This is a genomic window from Curtobacterium sp. MCPF17_031 (genome assembly GCF_003234035.1).
In the GTDB taxonomy this organism is placed as follows: domain Bacteria; phylum Actinomycetota; class Actinomycetes; order Actinomycetales; family Microbacteriaceae; genus Curtobacterium.
Window position 1 is genome coordinate 120,884 of record NZ_QKSG01000011.1, and the last position, 11,879, is coordinate 132,762.

Genomic DNA, 11,879 nt, shown 5'->3' on the forward strand with positions numbered 1-11,879 from the left:
ACACGATGAGCAACGACACCACGGCGCACGACCCCGAGGGCACGCCGAAGCCGGACGGCCTCGGCGACGACGGGACCGTCCCCAACGAGCCCGAGGGCGTGGCCGCCGGGTTCGTCGGTGACGACTCGCACTTCAACCCGGAAGAGGACGCCACCGACGGTGACGCCGCTGCGGGCGACGCAGACGCCTGACCGGACGGCGCACACGCGCTGACCACATGACGGGAGGCCCGGTACCAGCTGGTACCGGGCCTCCCGTCATGTGTGTGCGCCGTGGTGCGCTCAGTGGTGCCCGTGCACCTTCGCGTGGCCGAGCCCGCGGCGCATCAGCGCCCGGTTGACCGGGACCGTGACGACGAAGGCCAGCGTGAGGGAGAGCGCCAGCGACGCCCAGAACAGCCACTGGTCGAGCTGCGCGTCCAGGGCGCCCGGGATCGCGACGACGACCGTGTTGTCGATGACCTCCATCACCGCGATGGACACCGTGTCGGCGGCGAGCGCCACCCGGACCGCCGCCCGGAGCGACAGCCCGGAGCGGAGCACTCCGCGCATCGTCAGGGCGTAGCCGAACACGAAGGCCAGCACGATCGACAGCGCCACGGTGCCGGCGTCGTGCAGCCCCGTGGCCGTGCCGATGACCATGCCGAGGACCTCGCCGATCGCGCAGCCGGTCAGGCAGTGCAGCGTCGCCTGGGCCGCCGTCGACCACGTGGTGGTGCCGCTGTGTCCGCCCATGTCGCCGGTGTGTCCGCTCATCGTGCGCTCCCGTCGACCGACCGGAAGCGGCGGAGGCGCAGGCTGTTCGTCAGCACGAACACCGACGACAGCGCCATGGCGGCACCCGCGATGACGGGGTTCATCAGCCCGGCCATCGCGAGCGGGATCGCCGCGACGTTGTAGGCGAAGGCCCAGAACAGGTTCGTCCGGATGGTGTGGAGCGTGCGGCGCGACAGCCGGACGGCGTCGACGGCGGCCCGGAGGTCGGCACGGACCAGGGTGATGTCCGCGGCCTCGACGGCGGCGTCCGTCCCGGTGCCCATCGCGATGCCCAGGTCCGCGGCGGCGAGCGCGGCGGCGTCGTTCACGCCGTCGCCCACCATGGCGACGGTGCGACCGGCGGCCTGCAGTTCCGTGACGACGCGGTACTTGTCCTCGGGTCGGACGCCGGCAGTCACCCGGCTGATGCCGACCTCGGCCGCGACACGGTGCGCGACCCCGGCCGCGTCCCCGGTCAGGAGCATGGTGTCGAGGCCGAGCTCCTGCAGCCGGCGGACGGCCTCGGCCGCGCCGGGCGCGACGGTGTCGGCGACGACGACGAGCCCGCGGACCCGGCCGTCCCACGCCACCGCGACCGTGGTGCGCCCGGCCTGCTCGGCATCGGTGACGGCGACGGCCAGCGACCCGGGCATCGGGACGGCCCACTGGTCGGCGAGCCAGGACGGTCGACCGACGAGCACGAGGACACCGTCCACGCCGGCCTGCACGCCGAGGCCGGCGCTCGACGCGAACGACTCCGGTCGTGGCACGTCCGGGACGGCAGCGACGAGTGCCCGGGCGATCGCGTGCTCGGAACCGGACTCGGCGGCGGCCGCGGCGCGGAGGACGGCGTCGGCGTCCTCGCCCTCGGCGGGCAGGACGTCGGTGACCCGCATCGTGCCGGTGGTGACCGTGCCGGTCTTGTCCAGCAGGACGGTGTCGATCCGGCGGGTGGCCTCGAGGACCTGCGGGCCGCGGATGAGGATCCCGAGCTGGGACCCGCGGCCGGTGCCGACCAGGAGCGCCGTCGGTGTCGCGAGGCCGAGCGCGCAGGGGCAGGCGATGACGAGCGTCGCGACGGCGGCGGTCAGGGCGGCCTCGACGTCCCCGGTGAGCACGAGCCACCCGACCAGGGTCAGTGCGGCGAGCCCGAGCACGACGGGGACGAACACCCCGGAGACCCGGTCGGCCAGGCGCTGGACGTCGGCCTTGCCGGTCTGCGCCTCGGTCACGAGCTTGCCGATCCGGGCGAGCTCGGTGTCCGCACCGACCCGGACGGCCTCGATGGTGAGCAGCCCGCCGACGTTGACGGTCGCGCCGGTCACCGCGGTGCCGGGGCCGACCTCGACGGGGACGCTCTCCCCCGTCATGACGCTCGTGTCGACGGCGCTGGTCCCGTCGACGACGGTGCCGTCGGTGGCGATCCGCTCACCGGGTCGGACGACGAACCGATCGCCGACACGGAGGGACGCGGCCGGGACCTCGACCTCCCGACCGTCGCGGAGCACCCGGGCGGTGCTGGCGCCGAGGGCGAGCAGCGCACGCAGGGCGGCGCTGGACCGGGTCTTCGCGCGGCCCTCGGCGTACCGGCCGGCGAGCAGGAACACGGTCACGGCGGCGGCGACCTCGAGGTACGGCTCGGGCGCGGCACCACGGGGCGCGGTGAACGCGAAGGTCATGTGCATGTCGGGCCCACCGGCGCCGCCGAACACGAGCGCCCACACCGACCAGAGTCCGGCGGCGACGATGCCCAGGCTGACGAGGGTGTCCATCGTCGCGGTGCCGTGCCGGGCGTTCAGTGCTGCGGCCCGGTGGAAGGGCCAGGCGCCCCAGGTCGCCACCGGGGCGGCGAGCACGAGCGCGACCCACTGCCACCAGGGGAACTGGAACGCGGGGACCATCGACAGCGCGACGACCGGGACCGCCAGGACGGTGGAGACGACCAAGCGTCGTCGGAGCGGAGCGAGGGCGTCCACGTCGCGCTGCTCGGGCTCGGGGCGGTGTGCTCCGTAGCCGGCCTGCTCGACGGTCGCGATGGCGTCGTCGACCGCGGTGCCGTCGGGCAGCGAGACCGTCGCGGTCTCGGTGGCGTAGTTCACGGTCGCCGACACCCCGGGCATCCTGTTGAGCTTGCGCTCGATGCGGTTCGCGCACGAGGCACACGTCATGCCCTCGATCGCGAGCTCGACCGCGGGAGCAGGTGCCGCCACCGGGGTCAGCGCTCCGCCAGGGTGTAGCCGGCGTCCTCGACCGCAGCGTCGACGGCCGTGCCGTCCAGGGGTGCGGTGCTCGTCACGGTCGCGGTGGAGCGGCCGCCGGCGACCAGCTCGACCTGCACGTCGGTCACGCCCGGCAACTCACGGAACGCCTCGTCGATGCTCATGACGCAGTGCTCACACGTCATGCCGTCGATGGCGTAGGTCACGGTCTGCTGCTCGGTCATCGGTCCTCCTCGTGTCGCCCGTCGGGCGGGTACGATGTGCGCATACCCATGGGGGGTACCCTTACCGTAACGCCGACGACGAGGATGTGTTCCCGATGAGTGACGAGACAGCACAGCATGCGCACCACCACGGCTACATCTCCGCGAAGGACGACTACCGCAAGCGGCTGCGCCGGATCGAGGGCCAGGCGCGTGGGCTGCAGCGCATGGTGGAGGACGAGGAGTACTGCATCGACATCCTCACCCAGGTGTCCGCGATGACGAAGGCGTTGCAGGCGGTGTCGATGGGCCTGCTCGAGGACCACCTGCGCCACTGTGTCACCGACGCGGTGGCCCAGGGCGGCGACCAGGCCGAACAGAAGATCCAGGAAGCGACACTGGCCATCAAACGCCTCGTCCGGTCCTGACGGCTCCGCTTCGTGTACTGCTGGGTTCTCCCACCAAACCGACTGCTGGTCCACTCCGAATGTCCTGCGAGGCGCATGGCAACCGACCGCGTCGACTCCTGACGAAAGGTTCCTTCATGACCACCAACGCATCGACCCGCACCGACCACGGCTACGGCCGCACGCTCACGCAGAAGGGCGCGCTGGTCTTCGGCGTCGTCTTCCTCATCGTCGGCATCGCCGGCTTCATCCCCGGCCTGACCATGGACATGGGCAGCATGATGGCCGCCGGCAACGACTCGAACGCGCAGCTCCTGGGCCTGTTCCAGGTCTCCGTCCTGCACAACATCGTGCACCTGCTGTTCGGCATCGTCGGCCTCATCGCCGCCCGCTCGCACGGCTTCTCCCGCCAGTACCTGCTCGTCGGCGGCATCATCTACGCCGTGCTCTTCATCTACGGCCTGTTCACCGCCGGCATGGAAAGCGCCGCGAACTTCGTGCCGCTGAACAGCGCCGACAACGTGCTGCACCTGATCCTCGCCGTCGCGATGATCATCCTCGGCATCGTCCTGCCGCGCGCCGGAGCCCGTACCGCCCGCTGAACACGCTGACGGTCCGCGCACCGCGCTGGCGCATGACGGGAGGCCCGTGACCATCTGGTCACGGGCCTCCCGTCATGCGGTCCGGCCGTGCGACGTCGCACGGCCGCTCCGTCGTCAGCCCTGCGGCGGCGAGTACAGCTGCAGGTCGTTGCCCTCGCTGTCCTTGAAGGGGATGATCTTGCCCCACGGGTGCTCGCTGATCTCGCCCTGGATGTCGGCACCGCGCTCCTTGAGCGAGGCGACCTCGTCCTCGATGCTGCCGTCCGGCTGGAACGAGACGACCGCGCCGCCGTCGCTCGACTGGCTGGCGGACTCGCGTCCGTTGAGCCCGATCATCAGACCGCCGGCGTCGATCTCGCTCCAGTCGTCGGACTGGTCCTTGACCGTGAGACCGAGCGTGTCGCGGTAGAACGCGACGGCGCGCTCCATGTCGCTGACCGGGACCCAGACTGCTGCGACTCCACTTGCCATGGTGTTTCCTCTCGTCGTGGTGTGCCCTGGACGCTAGGCCGCGTGGTGTCCGCGACGACCCAGCCGCGAGCGGGTTCGGGGTACGCCCAGCACCACGGCGGAGGCTCGGGTGATCGCCACCGTCGGTGCGCGGACCCGACGGGAGGACGACCATGACCGAGATCGTGCACGTGGTGCTCGTGGACTGGGACGGCGAGGACGGGACCGCACCGGAACGCGCGAGCGCCCTCGTCGCCGAACACCTGCCCACCATCGACGGGGTCGTGTCCGTGACGTCCGGGCCGAGCGTCAGCCCCGAGGGGCTCGAGGGCGGCTTCGACTGGGCGCTCGTCGTCCGCTTCCGCGATGCGGCGGCGCGGGACGCGTACCTGCCACACCCGGCGCACCAGCCGGTGGCGGACCACATCGGGGCGCGGAGCGCGCGGGTGGTCGTCTTCGACGTCGCGGCCTGACTGGACAGACGGAGGGGAGGCCCGTGGCGGTGTCGTCACGGGCCTCCCGTCCGTCGTCAGGGGCGGCCGTCCTCCGCGTCCACGACACCGGGCGTCGGGGTCGTGCCGCTGAAGTCGTCGCGCATCGTGCCGACGCCGCGCTGCGGGTGTGCGCGGTCGAGGTGCTTCGCCCGCGACGCCTTCCGCGGCTCAGGGTCGGTGTGCATGGCGGTGTTCCGGTCCTCCTGCAGGGCGGTCTGCACCTCGCCCTCACGGTTGAACGACCACATCAGCATCGGGTCGCCGACCGGCAGCGGATCGGCCTCGTGCCCGCCCATCGGTGCGCTGTGCCAGGTGTGCCAGGTCTTGCCGTAGGAGTTGACCAGGTGGCCCATCAGCTCGGTCTCGACCGGGATCGGCAGGCCGGGGGCGACGAGCTCGCCCGAGAACACCTCGTGGTTGTGGGGGTGCCAGCACGGCTTCTCGTCCTCGGGCAGCGAGTCGAACAGCCGCTCGGACACGATGTACTCGATGCCGATGAGGTTGGCGTCCGCGGTGTTGCCGTCGAACAGCACGCACTGCAGCATCTCGGCGTTCACCACCTTGCAGTAGTGGTGCGCCTCCATCTGCACGTCGGGCTCGCCCTTCACGCAGTGGAACCCGACGACGTAGACGTCGAACCCCTTCAGGGGGTCCGTCGGTTGCAGCAGGTCGGCACCACGGTCGAGGAGGGCGAGACGGAAGCCCCCGTCCTCGCCGGGCGGCCGGACCCCCGTCGAACGGTCGTGGACGGCGGGGTTCCGGGGCACCGGTCAGCCCTCCTCGGGCTCCGCCGGCTCGCCGCCGGAGTCCACGTCGCTGTCCTGCTGGGGGTCCTCGGTGGCGTTCCCCGAGGCGGAGCCGTCGGGCAGGTCCTCGGTGCGCTGGGCCTCCTGGTCGGTCACGCCGTCCGGGCCGGTTCCGTTCGTTGCATCGCTCATGCGGCGGACGCTACGCGCGTCGTGGTGCGCGGGAGGTCAGTCGTCCTGCCCGCACCGGGTCAGTCGTCCCGACGGCCGGTGCGCAGGCCCTCGAACTGGTCGTCGCGCCACTCGCCCTCGACGGGCGCGCCACCCACCGCCGCCTGCTCCCGGGCGCGGAGTTCGACACGGCGGATCTTGCCGGACACGGTCTTCGGCAGCGCACCGAACTCGACCCGGCGCACCCGCTGCCAGGCGGGCATCGCGGTCCGGGCGTGCGCCAGGATGCTCCGCGCGGTCTCTGCGGTCGGCTCCCACCCGGCGGCGAGCGTGACGTACGCCTTCACGACGTTGAGCCGTGATTCGTGCGGGGCCGGGACGACGGCGGACTCGGCGACCGCGGGGTGCTGGAGCAGGGCGCTCTCGACCTCGAACGGCGACACCTTGTAGTCCGAGGACTTGAAGACGTCGTCCGTGCGCCCGACGAACGTCAGCGAACCGTCCTCGTGTCGGGTGGCGACGTCACCGGTGTGGAAGAACCCACCGCGCAGGGCGTCGTCGGTCCGCTCGGGGGCATCGAGGTACCCGGCCATCAGGTTGACCGGCCGGGTGGTCAGGTCCAGGCAGACCTCGCCCTCGGTGACACCCGGCGCTCCGGTCACCGGGTCCAGGAGCTCGATCGCGACGCCGGGCAGGCCGTGGCCCATCGCCCCGGGGCGGACGGTGTCACCGGGGGCGTTGCCGACGATCGCGGTGGTCTCGGTCTGGCCGTAGCCGTCACGGATCGTCCGACCCCAGGCCTCCTCGACCATCCGGATCACCTCGGGGTTGAGGGGCTCACCGGCGGAGACGACCTCGCGCAGTGCACGTGGGCGGGCGCCGAGGTCGGCCTGGATGAGCAGGCGCCACACGGTCGGTGGAGCGCAGAACGAGGTGACCTCGGCCCGCTCGAGCTGGTGCAGCAGGGCGGCCGGGTCGAAGCGCTGCTGGTTGTGGACGAAGACGGTGGCCTCGGCGATCCAGGGCGCGAAGAAGCAGCTCCATGCGTGCTTGCCCCAGCCGGGGGAGCTGATCGCCAGGTGCACGTCGCCCGGCTGCAGCCCGATCCAGTACATGGTCGTGAGGTGCCCGACCGGGTACGAGGTCTGCGTGTGCACGACCATCTTCGGCTTGTCGGTCGTGCCCGAGGTGAAGTACACCAGGCACGGGTCGGAGGCCGCGGTCACGACCTCCGGGCGCCACTCGTCCGCGGGCGCGGGCTCGCCGAGGTCGGCCGGGTAGGTCGTCCAGCCGTCCGCGCTCCCCCCGACGACGATGCGCGTGAAGTCACCCGTGACGTCGGCGTACTTCGGGGTCTCGCGGAAGGTCGTGACCACGTGGGCGACCCGTCCGCGGTCGATCCGGTCCTGCAGGTCCGCGGCCCCGAGCATGGTCGAGGTCGGCAGGATCACGGCGCCGACCTTCATCACCGCGAGCATCGACTCCCAGAGCTCGAGCTGGTTGTCGAGCATGAGCAGGACGTGGTCGCCCTTGCCGACGCCGAGGTCGTGCAACCGTGCCGCCAGTCGGTCCGAGCGCGCGGACATCTCGGCGTAGGTGGTGTGCGACTCGCGGCCGTCCTCCTCGACGATCACGAGCGCTTCGCGGTCGTTGCCCTGCGCGATGACGTCGAACCAGTCGATCGCCCAGTTGAACGTCTCGCCGACGTCGGGCCAGCGGAAGTCCCGGCGTGCCGCGGCACTGTCGGACCGGGCGTGCAGCAGGACGTCTCGGGCGGCGCGGAAGGCGGAGGCAGGTTCGGTGCGCATCCTCTGACCTTGCCCCATCCCGCTCGGGATGCCCAGCAGGACACAGTCGATAGCGCATCCGAACATGGCGAGTCAACCCCTCGCGGACAGGACGTCGGCGTCCGTACCGTTTGGGATGGTGCGCTCTGTCTGCGCGCCCGGACGGGAAGGACGCGGATGACCACGATCGACGACACCGTGCCCGACCGGGCGGCAGCCGACGACCGCAGCACCGTCCGCATCGAGGCGATCGGCGGTTCTCCCGACACCGCTGTGGTGGACCTCAGTGGGTTCTACGCGGGACGGCACTGGTCGGCGCGGACCACGGACCGACCCTTCTCGTACCGCTACACGGCGGTGGGCGATGCCGACGTCACGCTCCGTCGCTCACAGATCTCCGGATCGATCCGCGGCCTGATCGGCGCGTCCGACGACTACATCGTGCAGTGGCTCACCGCCGGCAACGGGATCCCCGACGTCGTGCACGACCGCGTCCCGATGGCCGGCGACGTCCCGATGCTGTTCCCGACCGCCCGCGAGTTCGTGTTCGAGTACGAGGACTACGACCAGCGCGTGGTCCACATGTCCCGCCGACTGGTGCACGAGGTCGCGGACGAGCTGTTCCACACCGGACAGGTCCCCGACCTCGGCATCGACCACCTGCGCACCCTCGACCCCGCCGCCGTGACGCGGTGGCGGAACAGCCTGGCCCTGCTGTCCCGCGAGCTCCGCGTCGGCGGTGTGGACAGCCTCCTGTGGCACACGTTGACCCGCGGGACGGCCGCCGCGTTCCTCGGGATGTACCCGCCGACCGTCACCGCGCTGCCGCCCGCCGTGCTCCTGCCCCGCCGCGCACGCCTGCGCGCCGCGGTCGAGTTCGTGCACGAGCACGTCGCCGAGCCCCTCAACGTCTCGGACGTCGCCCGGGCCGCGGGGCTCAGCGTCCGCGCCACCCAGGAGGCCTTCCAGCGGCACATCGGGATGACCCCGCTCCGCTACCTGCAGCACGTGCGACTCGAACGGGTGCGACGGGAGTTGCTGGAGACGGACGCGACGACGGGATCGGTGCAGGCGATCGCCCGAGCGTGGGGGTTCGCGCACCTCGGCCGGTTCTCCGCCGCGTACCGGAACGCCTACGGCGAGTACCCGCGGAACACCCTGCGGCGCTGACGGCGGGGGCGGCAGCGCCCGCTTCGTCCCGTCTCAGTCGAAGTCGTCGAACTCCTCGGCACGGTGGTCAGGGTCCTCGTGCACCGGCCGGACCGGCCCGGCCAGCACCGCCAACCGCCGTACGTGCTCGATGAACTCCGCGTCGTCGACGCCTGCGTCGTCGACGCCTGCGTCGTCGCTGCCCGCGTCGTCGCTGCCCGCGTCGTCGCTGTCCGCGTCACGTACGTCGTCCGCTCCGGGCCCGAGGGTGATCTGGCTGGCCGGACCGAGCAGCAGCGTCTCGATGCTCGGTCGTCCGCGCTCGTCGACCGTCGGCACGTCGACCGTGTCGGTCTTCCGGTTCGCCCCGAGGACGGCGGCGTACCTGATGACGGCGTCGGCGGCACCGTCCGTGGTCCGGATCGCCCGGCCGGCGTAATGGATGTCCTTCACCGCCCCAGTGAACGCACCGACGATGGATCCGGTCCCAGGCTCCGACGACCGGTCGTGGAACACGCAGGGGCTCCCCGGTGTTGCACCCGGTACTGTCGCAGCCAGCGTCACGAACCACGGAGGTACCGATGACCACCACCGAGACCGCGATCCTCGCCGGCGGATGTTTCTGGGGAGCACAGCAGCTGCTCCGCCGACGCCCGGGCGTCATCAGCACACGCGTCGGCTACTCCGGCGGCGACGTCCCCAACGCCACCTACCGCAACCACGGCACGCACGCCGAGGCCGTCGAGATCGTCTTCGACCCCTCGGTGATCTCGTACCGGGAACTCCTCGAGTTCTTCTTCCAGATCCACGACCCGTCCACCAAGGACCGGCAGGGCAACGACGTGGGTGTCAGCTACCGTTCGGCGATCTTCTTCGCCTCGGACGAGCAGCGTGACGTCGCGCTCGACACCATCGCGGACGTCGACGCCTCGGGCATCTGGCCGGGCAAGGTCGTCACCGAGGTCGCGCCGGCCGGCCCGTTCTGGGAGGCCGAGGAGGAGCACCAGGACTACCTCGAGAAGGACCCCTACGGGTACACGTGCCACTTCGTGCGCCCGAACTGGGTGCTCCCGAAGCGCAGCGAGACGGCCGCCACGGCCTGACGCCAAGCGCGAGTAGAAACGGAACGGGAGGCCCGGTACCAGCTGGTACCGGGCCTCCCGTCCGTCGCACGGCGAGATCCGCCTACAAGAAGAGCCTTCGGTCACCGCCGCGGTGCCGCTCACGTCGTCCGGTCTGACATCGCGCCTCCCCGCAGCCGAGGACCTGAAGCGATTCAGTCCTTCGACATCCGCACGGTGGCTGTGGTACCCGCGATCGTCACGGGGAAGCTGATCTCCTGGTCGTCGTAGACGAAGTCCTTCGTGGGATCAGTGGAGGCCAGGAGGGCCGAAGCCGTCGCCGCCTCATCGCGCTTCGACGTCCACGTGTACTTTTCGGATCCGTCGGTCGGCGGCGTATACGTCCCGACCCAGAAGAGGGACCTGGTGTCACCGTTGTCCGTCACGAACTCCACCGTGATGGTGTCTGCCGTGATGGTTGCGCTGGTGTACCCGTCCGCACTCGCTGAGTTGTTCTGCTTCCAGGTACCGACGAGATCAGGCGCGGTGGGAGTGGGAGTGGGAGTGGGAGTCGACGTCGAAGTGTCCGCCGCCGCGGTCGAGGACTGCTTCGAGTCGGCACCGGAATTCGTTGAACCAGCGGCGCTGCACCCGCTCAGGACGAGAACTGCAGCGATCATGACCGGTCCGAACATGCGCTTCATGCGAAGTACCCGGAGACGCCCACGACGAAGCTGTCGCAGGGCGAGTCGTAGAGATCGTGGCTGAACGAGACCGTCCCGTCGGGTGCAACATCGCCGGTTTCTGTTGCGAAGTCCATCGTGCCAGCGGACGAGAGTGCGCCGTCGGTGAAGCAGTAGACGTCCACCGCGTACGGCCCGGACAGCGGCTTGCCTGTGGAATTCACCGCTGAACCGATTATGGCGGAGCCGTTGTTGTCAGCCTGGGTGACCTTGAGGGGCGCAGTGTTGAACGACGAGTTGTCGGCAGGCATCGTGGAGGCCCGGAAGTCGTACTGCGCACCGGACTCCGGGAGCGACTTGACGTCCTCCAAGTAGAGGTAGCTGAACCCCATTTCCCCGGGCTTGACGTGCGCGGGCACCGTGCCTTGGCTGGCTCCGGTCGCGACCACCTTGCCGTCCACGGTGGCGGTCCCGGTGAAGTCGATGTGCGAGATCGTCGCAGCAGTGTTGTTGCGGAACGCGAAGGGCAACGTGCCTCCGCCGAGCACCGCGTTGTCGCGCTTCAGTGCCGCAGTGGACACGACCGAGACGGCACCAGCCTCACCAGCGTCCAACGTCGGCGTGACGTTCCCCGCGAGGTACCCGCTGGCGTTGAAGGGGAGCGCAGCGACCGTGCTCGCAGCCGACTTCGTCGGCACTGGCGCACTCGACGACTGGTCGCTGGATGAGCCCGACGACGCCGACTGGTCGGCGACGGAGCCCGCCGGGACGTTGGATGCAGCGGTACTGCAGCCGCTCACGACCAGGACCACGGCCCACCCCAACGAGATCGAGACGAGCACCTTCTTGCTGAACATGACGATGACGATCCTTTATTGAGACTGTGTCAATGCTTCGGGCTCGCTCACGGTAGCTCCTGCTCGGTCCCTCTCAACGGGGCGGGCACCTGTTCTGGGGGAACATTGCGTGCTCCCGCAACGCCGCACACCCGTTCTCCGGACAAAGAGCTCGCGTATTCGACGGACGGGAGGCCCGGTACCAGTGAACTGGTCCCCGGATCTTGGACTGCTTAGTTGGTTCGAGATCCGGGGATGGTTCTGTTGGGTGGTAACGCGTCATCGTTGACTGGTGCGCAGCGCACTGCTGCGGTGG

At 70.5% G+C, this 11,879-nt stretch carries 16 protein-coding genes; 6 read left to right on the forward strand and 10 right to left on the reverse strand.

Annotated elements, in window-relative coordinates:
* Nucleotides 1-5 precede the first annotated feature (5 nt).
* Nucleotides 6-191, forward strand: coding sequence for a hypothetical protein (locus DEJ31_RS14990; RefSeq protein ID WP_110903884.1), 186 nt, complete (start codon nt 6-8; stop codon nt 189-191).
* A gap of 90 nt (nt 192-281) precedes the next feature.
* On the opposite strand, the gene DEJ31_RS14995 is transcribed toward DEJ31_RS14990, so the two are convergent.
* Genes DEJ31_RS14995 through DEJ31_RS15005 form a run of 3 tightly spaced genes read right to left on the reverse strand, consistent with a single transcriptional unit; the run spans nt 282 to nt 3,198 of the window.
* On the reverse strand, nt 282-755 hold the full coding sequence (locus DEJ31_RS14995; protein WP_181427389.1) for a DUF4396 domain-containing protein: 474 nt from the start codon (nt 753-755) through the stop codon (nt 282-284).
* Nucleotides 752-2,965 carry a cation-translocating P-type ATPase gene (locus DEJ31_RS15000; protein ID WP_258366329.1) on the reverse strand — a complete coding sequence of 738 codons (2,214 nt, stop codon included), beginning with the start codon at nt 2,963-2,965 and terminating at the stop codon, nt 752-754. The genes DEJ31_RS14995 and DEJ31_RS15000 overlap by 4 nt, the downstream gene beginning before the upstream one ends.
* Before the next feature lie 5 nt (nt 2,966-2,970).
* Nucleotides 2,971-3,198, reverse strand: a complete 228-nt coding sequence (locus tag DEJ31_RS15005; RefSeq protein WP_111122251.1) for a heavy-metal-associated domain-containing protein — start codon at nt 3,196-3,198, stop codon at nt 2,971-2,973.
* A 95-nt stretch (nt 3,199-3,293) separates the two neighbouring features.
* On the opposite strand from DEJ31_RS15005, the gene DEJ31_RS15010 reads away from it, so the two are divergent.
* Nucleotides 3,294-3,605 (forward strand): metal-sensitive transcriptional regulator, encoded by a 312-nt coding sequence (locus DEJ31_RS15010; protein ID WP_110903947.1) that lies wholly within the window; start codon nt 3,294-3,296, stop codon nt 3,603-3,605.
* 116 nt (nt 3,606-3,721) lie between these two features.
* Nucleotides 3,722-4,186 (forward strand): DUF4383 domain-containing protein, encoded by a 465-nt coding sequence (locus DEJ31_RS15015; protein WP_110903887.1) that lies wholly within the window; start codon nt 3,722-3,724, stop codon nt 4,184-4,186.
* Nucleotides 4,187-4,300: 114 nt separating this feature from the next.
* On the opposite strand, the gene DEJ31_RS15020 is transcribed toward DEJ31_RS15015, so the two are convergent.
* A complete protein-coding gene (locus DEJ31_RS15020) occupies nt 4,301-4,657 on the reverse strand; it encodes a VOC family protein (RefSeq protein ID WP_110903888.1) in 357 nt (118 codons plus the stop codon).
* A gap of 152 nt (nt 4,658-4,809) precedes the next feature.
* Here DEJ31_RS15020 and DEJ31_RS15025 point away from each other — a divergent pair, with 152 nt between their 5' ends.
* Nucleotides 4,810-5,109, forward strand: coding sequence for a Dabb family protein (locus DEJ31_RS15025; RefSeq protein WP_110903889.1), 300 nt, complete (start codon nt 4,810-4,812; stop codon nt 5,107-5,109).
* A gap of 56 nt (nt 5,110-5,165) precedes the next feature.
* On the opposite strand, the gene DEJ31_RS15030 is transcribed toward DEJ31_RS15025, so the two are convergent.
* The 3 genes from DEJ31_RS15030 to DEJ31_RS15035 are packed head-to-tail and all read right to left on the reverse strand — an operon-like array spanning nt 5,166 to nt 7,855.
* A complete protein-coding gene (locus DEJ31_RS15030; RefSeq protein WP_111044465.1) occupies nt 5,166-5,897 on the reverse strand; it encodes an OBAP family protein in 732 nt (243 codons plus the stop codon).
* 3 nt (nt 5,898-5,900) lie between these two features.
* A complete protein-coding gene (locus DEJ31_RS17320) occupies nt 5,901-6,068 on the reverse strand; it encodes a hypothetical protein (protein WP_181427388.1) in 168 nt (55 codons plus the stop codon).
* A gap of 59 nt (nt 6,069-6,127) precedes the next feature.
* Nucleotides 6,128-7,855: an AMP-binding protein gene (locus DEJ31_RS15035; protein ID WP_111122252.1), complete on the reverse strand. Its 1,728-nt coding sequence runs from the start codon at nt 7,853-7,855 to the stop codon at nt 6,128-6,130.
* Between the two features lie 156 nt (nt 7,856-8,011).
* On the opposite strand from DEJ31_RS15035, the gene DEJ31_RS15040 reads away from it, so the two are divergent.
* Entirely contained in the window at nt 8,012-9,004 is a 993-nt protein-coding gene (locus DEJ31_RS15040; protein ID WP_110903892.1) for a helix-turn-helix transcriptional regulator, read from the forward strand.
* 33 nt (nt 9,005-9,037) lie between these two features.
* Here DEJ31_RS15040 and DEJ31_RS15045 read toward each other — a convergent pair whose 3' ends face one another.
* Nucleotides 9,038-9,436 carry a hypothetical protein gene (locus DEJ31_RS15045; protein ID WP_146236736.1) on the reverse strand — a complete coding sequence of 133 codons (399 nt, stop codon included), beginning with the start codon at nt 9,434-9,436 and terminating at the stop codon, nt 9,038-9,040.
* 128 nt (nt 9,437-9,564) lie between these two features.
* On the opposite strand from DEJ31_RS15045, the gene msrA reads away from it, so the two are divergent.
* The gene (gene msrA, locus DEJ31_RS15050) at nt 9,565-10,086 is read left to right on the forward strand and encodes a peptide-methionine (S)-S-oxide reductase MsrA (RefSeq protein ID WP_110903894.1); all 522 of its coding nucleotides are present in this window, start codon (nt 9,565-9,567) and stop codon (nt 10,084-10,086) included.
* Nucleotides 10,087-10,259: 173 nt separating this feature from the next.
* Here the strand turns inward: msrA and DEJ31_RS15055 are convergent, their stop codons facing one another.
* On the reverse strand, nt 10,260-10,724 hold the full coding sequence (locus tag DEJ31_RS15055) for a hypothetical protein (protein WP_220033199.1): 465 nt from the start codon (nt 10,722-10,724) through the stop codon (nt 10,260-10,262).
* A gap of 20 nt (nt 10,725-10,744) precedes the next feature.
* The gene (locus tag DEJ31_RS15060) at nt 10,745-11,584 is read right to left on the reverse strand and encodes a hypothetical protein (RefSeq protein ID WP_111044462.1); all 840 of its coding nucleotides are present in this window, start codon (nt 11,582-11,584) and stop codon (nt 10,745-10,747) included.
* Nucleotides 11,585-11,879 lie beyond the last annotated feature (295 nt).